Origin of the sequence: Vagococcus entomophilus, assembly GCF_003987595.1 — a bacterium.
Classification (GTDB): Bacteria; Bacillota; Bacilli; order Lactobacillales; family Vagococcaceae; genus Vagococcus_E; species Vagococcus_E entomophilus.
In genome coordinates, this window is sequence record NZ_NGJZ01000001.1 from 337279 (window position 1) to 351817 (window position 14539).

Below are 14539 nucleotides of genomic sequence, written 5' to 3' on the forward strand. Positions count from 1 at the left end.
TCATTATTTTTTTAATGTTTTTTACGCTGTGGCTGTTTCCCACTATTTCGTTTAGACTGATTAGTCATCGTTGGATTTTGCTTTGGTTTTATAGGATTGACCACGGAAGGTTTAACCACTTTAGGTGGATTTTTTTTGAATTCTTCTTCAATTGCAGCACGAATTTTTGGCTTGTGATACAAATTTGTAATCAGTGTTTGTAGCGTACTGAAAATCCCACCGACAATCCAGTATAACGTAACTCCGGCTGGTGAACTTAACGAAATGAAAACAATCATTAAAGGAGAAAAAATCACCATGGAGCGCATCATTTTTCTTTGCTCTTCTGGAACGCCAATCATTCCTGCCAGACCTTGAATCAAATAACTAACTCCAGCTAGTACAACAAAAACGATACTTGATTTGCCAAGATTAAACCCTAAAAACATACTGCCGTTGATACCAGGAGTAAATTTTGCAGCATAGAAAAGAGCTGTGAATATCGGCATTTGAATGAGTAGAGGCAAGCAGCCCATACCACCAAACATACTCAAATTGTTTTCTTTATAAAAAGCTTGTAGCTCTCCATTTGCTGCTATTTTTTCTTCTTGGGTTTGAGCTTGTTTTACTTTTGCTTGAATCACATCAATTTGGGGCTTTAGATAAGTTGTTCGTTCTGTTTGTTGCATGGTCTTACGAGACTGATAAAGACCGAGTGGCATGATAATAATTCGGACGATGATCGTCAGTACAATAATCGCAACTCCGTAACTCCAATCAAAATTGTGGACCAAATAAGTGATGGCATTTCCCATCGGTTTAACGAGAAGATTGTAAACCCAGCCATTGCCAGTCGGTTGACCGATTTTTGAGCCAGACTTATACGTATCTACGCAACCAGACAAGGTGAGAAGTAAACCAAATAATCCGGAAGCAAGGAACCATTTTTTTACATTTTTCATCTAATTCTTCCTTTACATTTACTATAAATAAGTAGTTTTCAACATGATTAACTATACTGGATTTGAGCTTTTTTTTCAATAAAAACCTATTTAAATGTATGAATTAAACAACTTTGAACGTTTTTCGTTCTTCGATTGTGGAATCATAATCAAGGGTATAATTTGTTACTTTTCCACTTGGAGAAGGAGAATTTTTGATTTGTTGGATGAAGTCTTCAATCAGTTCATCTGCGCCATTTGCCTCAAGATAGACCGAACCATCGGCTTCATTTCTGACAATTCCAAAAACGCCTATGCGTTCAGCGAGTATTTTGGTCATAAAGCGAAAGCCCACTCCTTGAACATGACCTTGGATATTCATTCGAATTTTTGACATGACAGTACCTCCTAGTTAGAGTTGTTTTCTTTATTTTACCCGAAAAGCGCGAAAAACCGAAGTAATTCAGCTGGAAATTTGTTAAAATAGAAGAATACCTTAATTAGATGGGGGAAACGTTCAATCATGAAAGAAATACATTCGACTAAAAATCAATTTATTAAGGAAATAAAAAAATTACAAAAAAGAAAATACCGTGAGCTGAAACAACAATACTTAATAGAAGGCGAGCATTTACTCGAAGAAGCAATCAAAGCGCAAGCGCCAATTGAGTGGGTACTTTTCTCACAAAAAGCATTTGCAGAGACGAACTTTTCGATTCCTGATGATAAAACCTGTCTTGTAACGGATGAAGTTTTAGCGAGTATTTCAAGCGTTCCTACACCTCAGGGAATTGTTGCGATTGTGGCCATGCAAGCAGAGCGCAAGAATCAGTCTTTTGAGCGACCGGTGCTATTGCTAGATAATGTACAAGATCCAGGTAATGTTGGGACCATGATTCGAACTGCTGATGCGGCAGGTTTTGAAGCGGTGATTCTTGGTGATGGTAGTGCAGATATCTATAACGAGAAAGTGCTGCGCGCAATGCAAGGGAGTCATTTTCATATTACAATTTTTCGTAAAGAGCTGGGTGAATGCATGGAAGAATTGAAAGAGCAAGAGATTTCAATTGTTGGGACGGAGCTAAACAAACAGGCCCAACACTATGATGAAATCACTAAAATGAAGCGGTTTGCATTATTGATGGGAAATGAGGGGCAAGGCGTGCAAAAAGAACTGCTCCAACAAACCACACTGACCACCTATATCCCCATATACGGCAGTGCAGAGTCACTTAATGTGGCTGTAGCAGCAGGGATATTGATGTATAGCTTGAAAAAGTAGTTATTTATTAAGAATACTTAAATAGAGCTGCTTCTTCTAGTCATTCAAGAAGTAACGTGCTATTATTTAAACAATAATTGATAAACTTTTAAGTAGATAAGGTGAGACGTAATGGCAAAAAGCTGGGAAAATGATCCAGAATATATGAGTTATATAGAAGATTTAATTAATCGTCCAGAAGTACAAAAATTAAAAAAATTTAAGCAACATCACTATACGAATCGTTTAGAGCACTCCATCAGTGTTTCGTACTCTAGCTACAAAGTGGCAAAAAAATTCCATGCTAATGCAAAAGCAACGGCTAGAGCAGGTCTGCTGCATGATTTGTTTTATTATGATTGGCGTACTGAAAAATCAGACAAGGGGACACATGCCTATGTTCATCCAAGAATTGCTGTCAAAAATGCTGAAAAAATCACCGATCTTTCCCCTTTAGAAAGAGATATAATCATTAAACATATGTGGCTTGCAACCATCGCCTTTCCAAGATATAAAGAAAGCTATATTGTGACCTTTGTTGACAAATACTGTGCGTGCCAAGAAGTCTTAGTTCCCTTTGCGGTGAATGTGAAGAACAAATGCAAAAGCTATTTAGGATATTCTGGCGATATTTAAGAAAATAAACAAGTTGACTAGCAATAGTTGACTTTTTATTTTATACTAATTACAAATAAAATAAATTCAAAGAATAGTGGTGAATAGAATGGCAGAAATGTATGTTGAAAAAGAATTTGTGCTGTGTCCAAAATTTGAAAAAACATTTGCTATTCTAGGCAAAAAATGGAATGGTTTAATTATTGATGTTCTTATTGGGGAAGGACCACAACGCTTTGTTGCACTTGCAAGAAAAATACCAGACGTGAGTGATCGGGTGTTGGCTGAACGTTTGAAAGAATTAGAAAAAAATCAAATTATTCAAAAAAGCTGTTGTGACTCCAATCGAAGTGAATATTCACTGACCGAAAAAGGTATTGCATTAGAGCGAGTGATGCAAGAAATTCATCACTGGGGAGAAGAATGGCTGACAAGTCAAGATATTAGTTGACCAAACAGGTGATTTCTTGTAAACTATGAAGTGAAAGATTATGAGGGAAAAGAGTAATTTTATTGTTTCTTTTTAGGGAATACTTGTCTCAGACTGCAAGCAAGTATAAGAGCGTAAGATGAAGTTCACTTCCTGAATCGCTCCAGTAGAGCCGGTGAAGACATCGTTAACAAAAAGAGTGTATGTGCGATTTTTATTGCATATAAAACAGGATGGTACCGCGAAATTCTCTCGTTCCTTTAATTAGGAGCGAGTTTTTTTTATGTTTAAAAAGAGAAAGGAATAAGTCAATGGAACTTAAAAATCAGTTAGAAGCACTGAAAGAACAAGCAGAAAAGAACATTCAAGATGCTACATCATTAGATGAACTAAATAAAATAAGAATAGAGATGTTGGGTAAAAAGGGTCCTATCACAGAAGTTTTACGTGGTATGAAAGATTTATCAGCTGAAGAACGACCAGTTGTTGGGAGCTTTGCCAATCAGATTCGAGATGACTTGACAGAAAAAATCGAGCAAAAAAAAGTAGCAATCGAAGAACTCGAATTAGCTAAAAAGCTAAAAAGCGAAACAATTGATGTGACGCTTCCAGGTAAAAAGATGACGCAAGGGACTTCACATATTTTGACTCAAACAATGAACGAGATCGAAGACGTATTTTTGGGAATGGGCTATCAAGTAATCAATGGTCGTGAAGTAGAACAAGATCACTACAACTTTGAACGAATGAATTTGCCTAAAAATCATCCAGCCAGGGATATGCAAGATACGTTTTATATTACGGAAGAGCTGTTACTTCGTACGCACACTTCTCCTGTTCAAGCTAGAACAATGGAAAAACATGATTTTTCTAAAGGTCCTTTACGCATGATTAGTCCAGGTAAAGTATTCCGTCGTGATACGGATGATGCCACTCATAGTCACCAATTTCATCAAATTGAAGGACTTGTAGTGGATAAGGGAATCACCATGGGGGATTTAAAAGGGACACTAGAAGTGGTGCTAAAAAAAATGTTTGGTGCAGAACGTGATGTTCGTCTTCGTCCAAGCTACTTTCCATTCACTGAACCATCTGTAGAAGTAGATATTAGCTGCTTTAAATGTGGTGGAAAAGGTTGTAACGTATGCAAACATACAGGTTGGATTGAAATCTTAGGCGCTGGTATGGTTCATCCAAATGTGTTAGAAATGTCAGGAATTGATGCAACTAAGTACAGTGGTTTTGCCTTTGGAATGGGGCCAGACCGTGTGGCTATGTTACGATACGGTGTCAATGATATTCGAGATTTTTATCAAAATGATCGCCGGTTCTTAGAACAATTCAAGGTAAAGGAGTAGCAAAACATGTTAGTTTCTTATAAATGGTTAAGTGAATATGTAGATTTAACGAAGGTTCAGCCGAGTGAATTGGCAGATAAAATGTCACGTACTGGAATTGAAGTAGAGGGGATTGAAGTTCCAAAAGAAGGACTTAAAAAAATAGTAGTTGGGGACGTAAAAGAATGTACACCTCATCCAAACAGTGATCATCTTTCGATTTGTCAAGTAGACATTGGCGAAGAGGACCTAGCACAAATCGTGTGTGGTGCCCCAAATATCAAAGCAGGTGTGAAAGTAATTGTTGCGTTACCGGGATCTAGAATTACAGGAAACGTGAAAATAAAAAAAGGTAAGATGCGTGGCGAGGTATCAAATGGCATGATTTGTTCCTTACAAGAACTAGGCTATTCAGACAGCGTGGTCGCCAAAGCATATTCTGAAGGAATATTTTATCTACCAGAAGCAGCTGTTCCTGGAGATGAAGTGTTTCACTATTTGGATATGGATGATGCTATCGTGGATCTTGCTATTACTCCAAATAGAGCAGATGCTCTTAGTATGCGCGGGGTTGCGTATGAAGTAGGTGCTCTATACCAGCAAACGCCGCACTTTGAATGCAAAGAAGTGGTTGAACAGCAAAACGAACAAATTGAAAACTATTTATCTGTAGAAGTAGAGAATCAAACAGACACACCAACGTATACTATGCGACTGATTAAAGATGTCACAATTAAAGAAAGTCCATTATGGTTACAAACGCGGTTGATGAACGCAGGGATTCGCCCAATCAACAACATTGTGGATGTGACAAACTTTGTTTTACTTGAGTTTGGCCAACCAATGCATGCTTTTGACTATGATAAGATTGGTTCAAAAGAAATTTTGGTTCGCCGCGCCAAAGAAGGCGAAACTCTAACGACATTAGACGAAGAAGAACGCACGCTTACCCCTGAAAATATTGTGGTGACAAATGGTTACAAGCCATTAGCTCTTGCTGGAGTAATGGGTGGACTGGAATCTGAAATCACGGATAAAACTACGACTGTAGCACTAGAATCAGCTCTATTTGACGCAGTATCTATTCGCCAGACTGCTAAAATATTCCATTTAAGAAGTGAGTCAAGTAGTCGTTTTGAGAAAGGAATTAATCCAGCAACGGTAAAAGAAGCGCTAGATTTTGCGAGTGCGATGATGGTTGAACTTGGTGGAGGACAAGTAGTCAGTGGCGTTTTAGCAGCGAGTGAGTATCAAGCAACAAATGTTGAAGTACCCATTACGTTAGCTCGAATTAATGATTACCTTGGCACCGAGTTAAATGCGCACGAGGTTGGCGATATATTTGTAGCATTAGGTTTTTCGTACACAGAAGAAAAGCAACAATTTATTGTATCCATTCCTCCAAGACGTTGGGATATCTCAATTGAGGCTGATATTATCGAAGAAGTCGCACGAATTTATGGATATGATGCACTGCCATCAACCCTTCCAAGTGGCCAAGCACTTGCTGGAAGTCTAACAAAAGAGCAACGATTGATGAGAGAAAGTAAGCAAGTACTAGAGGGTGCGGGATTATTTGAAGCCATTAGTTATGTTTTAACTACGAAAGAAAAAGCAACGGATTTCCGCTTGAAAAAGGCAAATACGATTGCGGTTGATTGGCCAATGACTGAAGAGCATGCGGTCCTTCGTCAAAATCTAGTCAGTGGCTTGTTGGATGACATTGCTTATAATCAGGCTCGAAAAAATGGAAATGTCGCTTTCTATGAATTAGGTCGAGTATTTTATCAAGCGGATGCCACACTACCCATCGAAGAAAACCATCTAGCTTTTGCGCTAACAGGTTTGTGGCAAACAAAAGACTGGCAAACGGAAAAACAACCTGTTGACTTTTTCTTAGCTAAAGGTGTGCTAGAGGAATTGTTTAAGGTTTATGGAATCAAGCAACAAGTGATACTTGAAGCAACAGACGAGTTTGCGGAGCTTCATCCAGGACGCACTGCCAAAATTATTTTGAATGGTCAACTGGTAGGATTCATTGGTCAAGTTCACCCAGAGGTTGCCAAACGTTATGACATCATGGAAACATATGTTGCTGAACTTGATTTAGAGACGCTATTTAGTATGAGAAATGCTGGAATCAATTATCAAGTGGTTAGTAAGTATCCCGCAGTAAAAAGAGACATTGCTATTTTAGTGGATGCTGCAGTAACCAATGCCATGCTGACTACTGTCATTCAAGCAAATGGGGGCAACTATTTACAATTTGTTGAACTATTTGATGTTTATGCAGGTAGTTCACTTGGAGAAAATAAAAAATCCATGGCCTATTCACTCACTTTCTTAAACTCAGAGGCAACCCTAGTTGATGAAGATGTCACAAAAGCCATGGCAAAAGTTGAACGGGCATTGGTAGACAATTATCAAGTTGAAATTCGCTAGCAATTACCGCATCATTTGAAGAGAAATATGCCAAAGCCAAGCTAAAAGGAGCTGAGACAAAACTGTTTTTGAGTTTTGTTTTAGTTTCTTTTTTTTAAAATTAATAAATTCGGATAATAACTATGCGATATCACTTGAAAAAAGCTAAGAAAAAAGAGAAAATAGAAAAGAATAAATGAAAGAAAACAGAGGGGAAAACATGGCTAACGAAGCAGCAATTGGATTTATGGATTCAGGTGTTGGGGGATTAACAGTTGTCAAAGAAGCAATGCGGCAACTACCAAATGAACGAATCATCTACTTGGGAGATACAAAACGTTGTCCGTATGGTCCAAGACCTAATGAACAAGTTCTAGAATTTACCTGGCAAATGACTTCCTTTTTACTAAATAAAAAAATAAAAATGCTCGTGATCGCTTGTAACACCGCGACGGCAGTTGCTTTGGAAGAAATCAAAAAATCTTTAGATATCCCTGTTGTAGGGGTAATTATGCCGGGAAGTAGAGCGGCACTAAAAGCAACTAGAAATAACCGGATTGGCGTGATAGGTACGGAAGTTACGATAAATAGTAAAGCCTATGCGACTGTCATTCAAAAAAAGTCTCCACATACCAAGGTTATTCAAAAAGCCTGTCCAAAGTTTGTTCCAATAGTAGAAAGCCATAAAGCGAGTTCGTCTATTGCAAAGATGATTGTGGCAGAAGCTTTGAATGGACTAAAAAAGCAACAATTAGATACACTTATTTTAGGATGCACGCATTATCCATTACTTAAGCCCATCATTCAACATGTAATGGGGAAGAAAGTTACCTTGATTGATTCAGGTGCAGAAACAATCAGTGAAGTAAGCATGCTGTTAGACTATTTTGATATCGCAGCATCGGCCAAAAAAGAGGCTGTTAGAGAACATGAATTTTATATGACAGGCTCACAAAATTTATTCAACAACATTACAAAAGAATGGTTAAATTTAAAAGAAATAAACAGTAGAAAAATTAACTTAAAGAAATGAAAAGGAGCAAAGACGCATGTTGAGACACGATAGCAGATCAGAAAATCAGTTAAGAAATGTTGAGATAGAGACGAATGTGATGAAATACTCAGAAGGATCGGTGCTGATTACATTTGGTGATACAAAAGTCTTGTGTAGTGCAACAGTTGAGGAACGTGTACCTAAGTTTATCCGAGGAAAAGGGACAGGTTGGATTGCGGCTGAGTATCAAATGTTACCCCGTGCAACACAAACAAGAAATATGCGTGAAAGCACCAAAGGAAAAGTTTCTGGAAGAACCATGGAAATCCAGAGGTTGATTGGACGCTCTTTGCGTGCTGTCATTGATTTAACTTTACTGGGGGAGCGCTCGATCATTGTTGATTGTGATGTCCTCCAAGCTGATGGGGGGACACGGACTGCAAGTATTACAGGTGCTTTTGTAGCCGTACAACTAGCCATCCAAGAGCTAATGAGGAAAAATATAATTAAAAAGAACCCTGTAAAAGACTATTTGGCAGCGATTAGTGTAGGAATCTTACCAAGTGGTGAATGTGTGCTTGACTTAGATTATAAAGAAGATGTAGCAGCGCTTGTTGATATGAATTTGGTCATGACAGGCAGCGGTCGCTTTGTTGAAATACAAGGAACAGGTGAAGAAGCAACCTTTTCTGGTGAGGAGCTAAATACGTTGCTTTTTTACGGGAAATCTGGAATTGAAACATTGATTGCCAAGCAAAAAGAAGTATTGTTAGTGTCTAAAAGACAAGAAACTTCTCAGGAAAAAAAGGAAGTCCTCATTGCAACTAGAAACAAAGGAAAGGCAAAAGAGTTTGCGGCTATTTTTGCTGAAAAAGGATTTACGGTAAAGACCTTGTTAGATTATCCAGATTTACCAGATGTAGAAGAAACAGGCAAAACCTTTGAAGAAAACGCACGCCTTAAAGCTGAAACGATTGCTCAAATTGTCCAAGGTCCTGTCTTAGCTGATGATTCAGGTTTGATTGTAGATGCTCTTTTGGGGCAGCCAGGGATTTATTCTGCCCGTTTTGCAGGGCCAAACAAGAGCGATGCCGCTAACAATGCGAAACTCCTTCATGAGCTAACCGGGATTGCGACTGAAAAAAGAACGGCACGTTACCACTGCACCCTTGTTTTAGCTGAGCCGAATAAGGAAAGTCTGGTTGTTTCAGGAGAACTTGAAGGAACAATTGGTACGATTCCCCAAGGTGAAAATGGGTTTGGCTACGATTCACTTTTCTATATTCCCTCTGAAAAGAAAACAGCAGCTGAACTTTCAGAAGATCAAAAAAACAGAATCAGTCACCGAGCTAAAGCAATAGAAGCACTTCGTGGTCAGTGGAAATCTTGATTTTAATAGGAGGAGAATGTCAGAATGAAATATCTAGTTGTCAGTGATAATCACGGAGATAGAGGGATATTAGAGGAGTTAGTACAGAAATATCAAGGGAAAGTAGATGTTTTTTTTCATTGTGGAGATTCAGAGTTGCCGGCAACAGATAGCTTGTGGAAAGTATTTTATGTTGTAGGTGGAAATTGTGATTTTGATTCGGGTTACCAAGAGGAACAGCTAATTGATACGGGCAAGGATAAGATATATCTAACGCATGGGCATCTTTTGGGGGTTAACTTTTCTTTAGACAAGCTAAGCTATCGGGCAAAAGAATTAGGCGCTAGTATTGCATTATTTGGTCATACGCATCAGCTGGGCGTATGGCAGGACCAACATCTGCTTCTAGTAAACTCCGGTAGTATTTGCTTACCTCGTGGCAAGTATCCAATAAAGACCTATGCAATTATTGAAGAAAACCTAACCAATTATCAGGTTACCTATTATACACGTGACCATCAGGAAATTACAGAACTGACACAAACTATCCAAAAGATAAAAGATTAACTTTTTTTGAAGAGTCTTGAAAAAATTGTGAAATTACTGATTTTCTGTAATATTTTGGATACAATATATAGAGTAGAGATTAACAACGAAATGGAGGCACTCCGATGATCGGAAATGCTATAAAATCCTTATTACTAGAAAACAAAGAACATTTTTTGATATCCTCAGATAACGTTGCAACGGTGATGGCCGAAAATCCACTTAGTCATGCATTGCTTGTCTTAAGTAAAGTGGGCTATTCGGTCATCCCTGTGGTAAACAAGAAAGATCAAATTGTAGGTTTACTTAGTTTGTCAGCAATTGTGGATGAAATGTTTGAATTGACGACGATTGATACGAAAAAGTTGGATACTTTAAAAGTAAAAGACGTAATGGATGCGAAAGTTCCTGTGCTTAAAGCGCCTTATGAGATTGAACGAGTCCTTCATATGATGGTAGACCGTTCCTTTATTCCAGTAGTGGATGAGGATGAGGTGTTTCTAGGAATTGTTACGCGAAGAGAATTACTGAAAGCGGTTAATCATATGGCACATGAGTTAGAATTGAATTATGAGCTGACCAAAAAAGAGGCATGTGAAAAAGAAAAAATATAATTTTAGAAGAAAAAAATGTATTTTTCACCTTTTTTTTGCTATGCTTATAGAGAAAAGAAAAAAGGAGGAATTCGTGAATGGATGCATACGAAATAATTCGTTTTATTAGCGAATCAGAAAAGAAAACCCCTGTTAAGGTAACACTAAAAGGAAAGCTAAAAGAAATTTCTTTTCCAGAAACAATTCAGACCTTTACTAATTGTAAAACTGGAACAATTTTTGGAGATTGGAAAGATGTAGAAGCTTTTTTAAATGAAAATAAAGACAAAATTGAAGACTATGTCGTTGAAAATGATGGGCGTAATTCTGCCATCCCATTGTTGGATACTAAATATGTAAATGCCAGAATTGAGCCTGGTGCAGTGATTCGTGACCAAGTAACTATCGAAGATCAAGCGGTTGTAATGATGGGTGCTGTGATTAATATTGGCGCTGTAATTGGTGCAGGATCAATGATTGATATGGGAGCAATTTTGGGTGGGCGTGCTACTATTGGAAAAAATGCTCATATTGGAGCAGGTGCTGTGCTTGCAGGAGTGATTGAACCACCTAGTGCAGATCCTGTTATCGTAGAAGACGATGTGTTAATCGGTGCCAATGCAGTGGTCCTCGAAGGAGTTAGAGTCGGCAAAGGCGCAGTTGTTGCAGCAGGTGCAATTGTAGTAGATGATGTAGCACCTTATACAGTTGTGGCTGGAGTACCGGCAAAAAAAATTAAAGACATTGACGAAAAAACAAAAGGCAAAACAAGCATTATGGCAGAACTTCGCAAATTATAAAACTCCTCATTGAGGGGTTTTTTTGCAAAAAAAAATAATAAAGGAGCTTACTAAGATGACAGTATGGACTAAAAATGATTTAATTGCTATCAGAAGAAAACTTCATCAAATTCCAGAAATTGGATTAGAAGAGTTTGAAACACACGAGTACTTGATGCAAAAAATAAACGAACTTCCGCAAGAACAGATTGAGGTCAAAGAGTGGAAAACCGCGATTGTGGTCAAAGTAAAGGGAACAAGTCCAAGTAAAACAATTGGCTGGCGAACAGATATTGATGGTTTGCCCATTAAAGAAGAAACAGGTCTGGACTTTTCTTCTACTCATCCAGGAAAAATGCATGCCTGTGGTCACGATATGCATATGACGGTAGCACTAGGATTACTTCAAGAAATAGTGAATCAAAAACCTAAAAATGACTTTGTCTTTTTGTTTCAACCAGCTGAGGAAAATGAATCAGGGGGGAAACTTGTTTATGAATATGGCTTGTTAGATGACTGTCTTCCAGATGAATTTTATGGGCTACATGTGCAACCATTTTTGCCTGTTGGAACGATTGGCACAAGAGTTGGAACGCTGTTTGCAGGAACGTGTGAGATTCAAGCTCATTTTACAGGTAAGGGTGGACATGCAGCTTTTCCTCACGAATCCAACGATATGATCATTGCTGCTACAGAGTTTGTACAGCAAGCTCAAACCATTGTTAGTCGTAACGTTAATCCAATTGAGGGGGCAGTTGTCACTTTTGGCACGTTCGAAGCGGGTACCACCAACAATGTGATTGCAGGTAGTGCGCATGTTTCTGGAACCATTCGGACCTTGACACAGAGTATGAACGAATTAACCCAAAAAAGAATTCGTCAGATTGCAGAAGGAATCGCCGTCTCTTTTCAATGCCAATTGGATATGACACTGACGCAAAAAGGCTACTTGCCAGTAGAAAATAATCCAGAAACTACCAAAAATTTTATGGATTTTATGCGTCATTATGCGGCGATTAATTTAATAGAAACGGAGCCAGCAATGACAGGTGAGGATTTTGGTTATTTATTATCCAAAATTCCAGGAACAATGTTTTGGCTTGGGGTAGATAGTCCGTATGGGTTGCATCATGAAAAAATGATGCCCAAAGAAGAGGCAATTGAAATAGGCGTGCAAGCAATTAGTGCTTTTTTTGCTGAGTTAGATAAAAAATAAAATAAAAAGGTTTGATTGCACGAATCAAACCTTTTTATTTTTAATTAGCACTAAAGTTAACGGGAGATTGTGGAAGCTCAATTCCTTCTTTGTGGAGCGCTTCGACATATTCTGATAGAAAGGCAACCTGAATATCGGTTTGAGAACCGTTTAAGGTGTATAAGATGATGCGGTAAGCAAAATTGCCATTTCCAGTATCAACGAGACCGATAACAGTAGGACCACTTTGAATATCCTTATATTTAGGTGTGAGTCGTTGGTTGACAACTTCAATAATTTGTTTGACTTTTTCTAAATCAGTATCTCCACTAATTCTAAGGTCAATAAGGACGCGCATATTACTCCTAGAGAGATTGCTAATGAGAGAAATCGTTCGGTTAGGTAGAAAGTGAAGTGTTCCATCTAAAGATTTTAGCTGGGTTGTACGCAAACCTACAGCGACTACATTTCCCTCGACAGCTCCAATCTTGACATAATCGCCTACATCAATTTGCCGTTCTAAAATGATAAAAAAACCAGTAATTAAGTCATTGATAAAACCTTGTGCACCAAGCCCAATGGCGACCCCTGCAATTCCTGCTCCAGCAATAAGCGAACCAATTGGAATTCCAAGTAAGGTCAGCAGGCTATAAAGGAAAATAAAAAATAGCGTGTATTGAAAAAGGTTAGAAGAAAGCGTATAAAGGGTGCGAATTCGACTTTGACTAAATGCTTCTTTTTTACTATAGTTATCAAAACTCTTTTTGATTAAACGCATTCCAATTTTCCTTAAAACGATAATGAAAATGGATAGCATGATTAAAGTGATTCCTTTTGAGATAAGTAAAGAAACAATCCCATCCCAGTCAATTGATTGCCAGTATTTAGTTAGTGCATTGACTTTTACAGTCGTTGCCTTTGTTAGTTCATTGGTAGTATCAGAAGTAGTTGCTGCAAATAACGAAAAAAATTTAGGGAATAGTGCGAACATTTTCAATCCTACTTTCATAAAAAGTTTTTTTTATTATAGCATAATAAAGCATAAAATTTAAGAAATCACCGTTATGTTTCATTGTATGAAGTTATTTATTGAGAAAAAAAGATGAAAATGGTATGCTTAGAGCAAGTTTTAATGGAAGAAAGGGGTGTGACAATGTCGGGTGGAGAAGTTGCAGCGATTATTGCAGCGATAGCATTTGTTGTTTTGGTAGCTTTTTGTGTTCCAATCCTAATTAAAGCATCGAAAACAATGGATCAACTATCAAAGACGATTGATGAGACAAATCGAACGATTAATGTTGTTACGAAGGATGTAGAGGTTTTGACGGATCAGGTCGAAGGGTTACTAGTCAAAAGTAATGAACTGTTAGCTGATGTAACTAAAAAGGTGGAAACAATTGATCCATTATTTGATGCTGTTGCAGATCTTAGTGTGACAGTTTCGGATTTAAATTATTCTAGTCGTAATATGGCGACAAAAGTTGGTGGAATTGGACGCAATGCTGCTAAGGCTACAGTTGCTTCTAAGTTAGCAGGATCAGCACTTCATTTTATGAGAAATAAAAAAAAATAGGGGGATAAGATTATGACTAAGAAAAAAGGTGGCTTTATTTTAGGTGCATTAGTTGGAGGGACAGCAGCAGCAGTAACCGCATTGTTATTTGCACCAAAATCAGGGAAAAAATTAAGAGCAGAACTAAGTGAGCGTACAGCTGATTATACTGATTTTGCAAAACAAAAAGGCTCTGACTTAGCTGACATTGCTAAAGATGTATCAGATGATGTTTTAACAAACTTAAAAACACAAACTGCTGATTTATCTAGTCAATTCAAAAAATCATCAGAAGACTTAAAAGAAGTAGCGGAAGTTGCCAAAGATGAGGCAGCAGATGCGAGTGAAGATATTATTATCGAAGTGAAAGACCAAACCGCAGAAAATGTCCAATCTGTTAAAGAAGGGACAAAAGAAGCAAAAGAGGTAGCTTCAGATATAGTAGAAAAAGGTAAAGATGAAGTTGAAAAAGCAAAAGAAGATTTAAAACATTAAAAGGTAGTCTTATTCAACAAAAAAGTTCAAGC

16 protein-coding genes and 1 other annotated feature are annotated in these 14539 nt (G+C 37.8%); of the genes, 13 read left to right on the forward strand and 3 right to left on the reverse strand.

Annotated features, from left to right (window positions below; translation table 11 throughout):
• Positions 1-11: 11 nt before the first annotated feature.
• A complete protein-coding gene (gene yidC / locus CBF30_RS01555; protein WP_126822079.1) occupies positions 12-941 on the reverse strand; it encodes a membrane protein insertase YidC in 930 nt (309 codons plus the stop codon).
• 103 nt (positions 942-1044) lie between these two features.
• Positions 1045-1317 carry an acylphosphatase gene (locus CBF30_RS01560; protein ID WP_126822081.1) on the reverse strand — a complete coding sequence of 91 codons (273 nt, stop codon included), beginning with the start codon at positions 1315-1317 and terminating at the stop codon, positions 1045-1047.
• Between the two features lie 126 nt (positions 1318-1443).
• Here CBF30_RS01560 and CBF30_RS01565 point away from each other — a divergent pair, with 126 nt between their 5' ends.
• From CBF30_RS01565 to CBF30_RS01615, 11 genes are all read left to right on the forward strand, one after another.
• Positions 1444-2202 (forward strand): TrmH family RNA methyltransferase, encoded by a 759-nt coding sequence (locus CBF30_RS01565; protein ID WP_126822083.1) that lies wholly within the window; start codon positions 1444-1446, stop codon positions 2200-2202.
• A gap of 111 nt (positions 2203-2313) precedes the next feature.
• Positions 2314-2817 (forward strand): HD domain-containing protein, encoded by a 504-nt coding sequence (locus CBF30_RS01570; RefSeq protein ID WP_126822085.1) that lies wholly within the window; start codon positions 2314-2316, stop codon positions 2815-2817.
• Between the two features lie 97 nt (positions 2818-2914).
• Complete coding sequence (locus CBF30_RS01575) at positions 2915-3247, forward strand: winged helix-turn-helix transcriptional regulator (RefSeq protein WP_390221182.1); 333 nt, start codon at positions 2915-2917, stop codon at positions 3245-3247.
• A gap of 31 nt (positions 3248-3278) precedes the next feature.
• Positions 3279-3489: a binding site (T-box leader), on the forward strand.
• Positions 3490-3537: 48 nt separating this feature from the next.
• Positions 3538-4584, forward strand: coding sequence for a phenylalanine--tRNA ligase subunit alpha (gene pheS, locus CBF30_RS01580; RefSeq protein ID WP_126822089.1), 1047 nt, complete (start codon positions 3538-3540; stop codon positions 4582-4584).
• Positions 4585-4590: 6 nt separating this feature from the next.
• Positions 4591-7005 carry a phenylalanine--tRNA ligase subunit beta gene (gene pheT, locus CBF30_RS01585; protein ID WP_126822091.1) on the forward strand — a complete coding sequence of 805 codons (2415 nt, stop codon included), beginning with the start codon at positions 4591-4593 and terminating at the stop codon, positions 7003-7005.
• Positions 7006-7204: 199 nt separating this feature from the next.
• Positions 7205-8017 carry a glutamate racemase gene (racE, locus tag CBF30_RS01590; protein WP_126823724.1) on the forward strand — a complete coding sequence of 271 codons (813 nt, stop codon included), beginning with the start codon at positions 7205-7207 and terminating at the stop codon, positions 8015-8017.
• A gap of 16 nt (positions 8018-8033) precedes the next feature.
• Positions 8034-9368, forward strand: a complete 1335-nt coding sequence (gene rph / locus CBF30_RS01595) for a ribonuclease PH (RefSeq protein ID WP_245974986.1) — start codon at positions 8034-8036, stop codon at positions 9366-9368.
• A 24-nt stretch (positions 9369-9392) separates the two neighbouring features.
• Positions 9393-9914 carry a metallophosphoesterase gene (locus tag CBF30_RS01600; RefSeq protein ID WP_126822093.1) on the forward strand — a complete coding sequence of 174 codons (522 nt, stop codon included), beginning with the start codon at positions 9393-9395 and terminating at the stop codon, positions 9912-9914.
• A gap of 104 nt (positions 9915-10018) precedes the next feature.
• Positions 10019-10507: a cyclic-di-AMP-binding protein CbpB gene (cbpB, locus tag CBF30_RS01605; protein WP_126822095.1), complete on the forward strand. Its 489-nt coding sequence runs from the start codon at positions 10019-10021 to the stop codon at positions 10505-10507.
• Positions 10508-10584: 77 nt separating this feature from the next.
• On the forward strand, positions 10585-11286 hold the full coding sequence (dapD, locus tag CBF30_RS01610; protein ID WP_126822097.1) for a 2,3,4,5-tetrahydropyridine-2,6-dicarboxylate N-acetyltransferase: 702 nt from the start codon (positions 10585-10587) through the stop codon (positions 11284-11286).
• Between the two features lie 55 nt (positions 11287-11341).
• Positions 11342-12481: an N-acetyldiaminopimelate deacetylase gene (locus CBF30_RS01615; protein ID WP_126822099.1), complete on the forward strand. Its 1140-nt coding sequence runs from the start codon at positions 11342-11344 to the stop codon at positions 12479-12481.
• 40 nt (positions 12482-12521) lie between these two features.
• Here the strand turns inward: CBF30_RS01615 and CBF30_RS01620 are convergent, their stop codons facing one another.
• Complete coding sequence (locus tag CBF30_RS01620) at positions 12522-13451, reverse strand: mechanosensitive ion channel family protein (protein WP_126822101.1); 930 nt, start codon at positions 13449-13451, stop codon at positions 12522-12524.
• A 162-nt stretch (positions 13452-13613) separates the two neighbouring features.
• On the opposite strand from CBF30_RS01620, the gene CBF30_RS01625 reads away from it, so the two are divergent.
• Together CBF30_RS01625 and CBF30_RS01630 are read left to right on the forward strand one after the other, a co-directional pair.
• On the forward strand, positions 13614-14033 hold the full coding sequence (locus CBF30_RS01625) for a DUF948 domain-containing protein (RefSeq protein WP_126823728.1): 420 nt from the start codon (positions 13614-13616) through the stop codon (positions 14031-14033).
• Positions 14034-14045: 12 nt separating this feature from the next.
• Complete coding sequence (locus CBF30_RS01630; protein ID WP_126822103.1) at positions 14046-14507, forward strand: YtxH domain-containing protein; 462 nt, start codon at positions 14046-14048, stop codon at positions 14505-14507.
• The last annotated feature ends 32 nt before the right edge of the window (positions 14508-14539 follow it).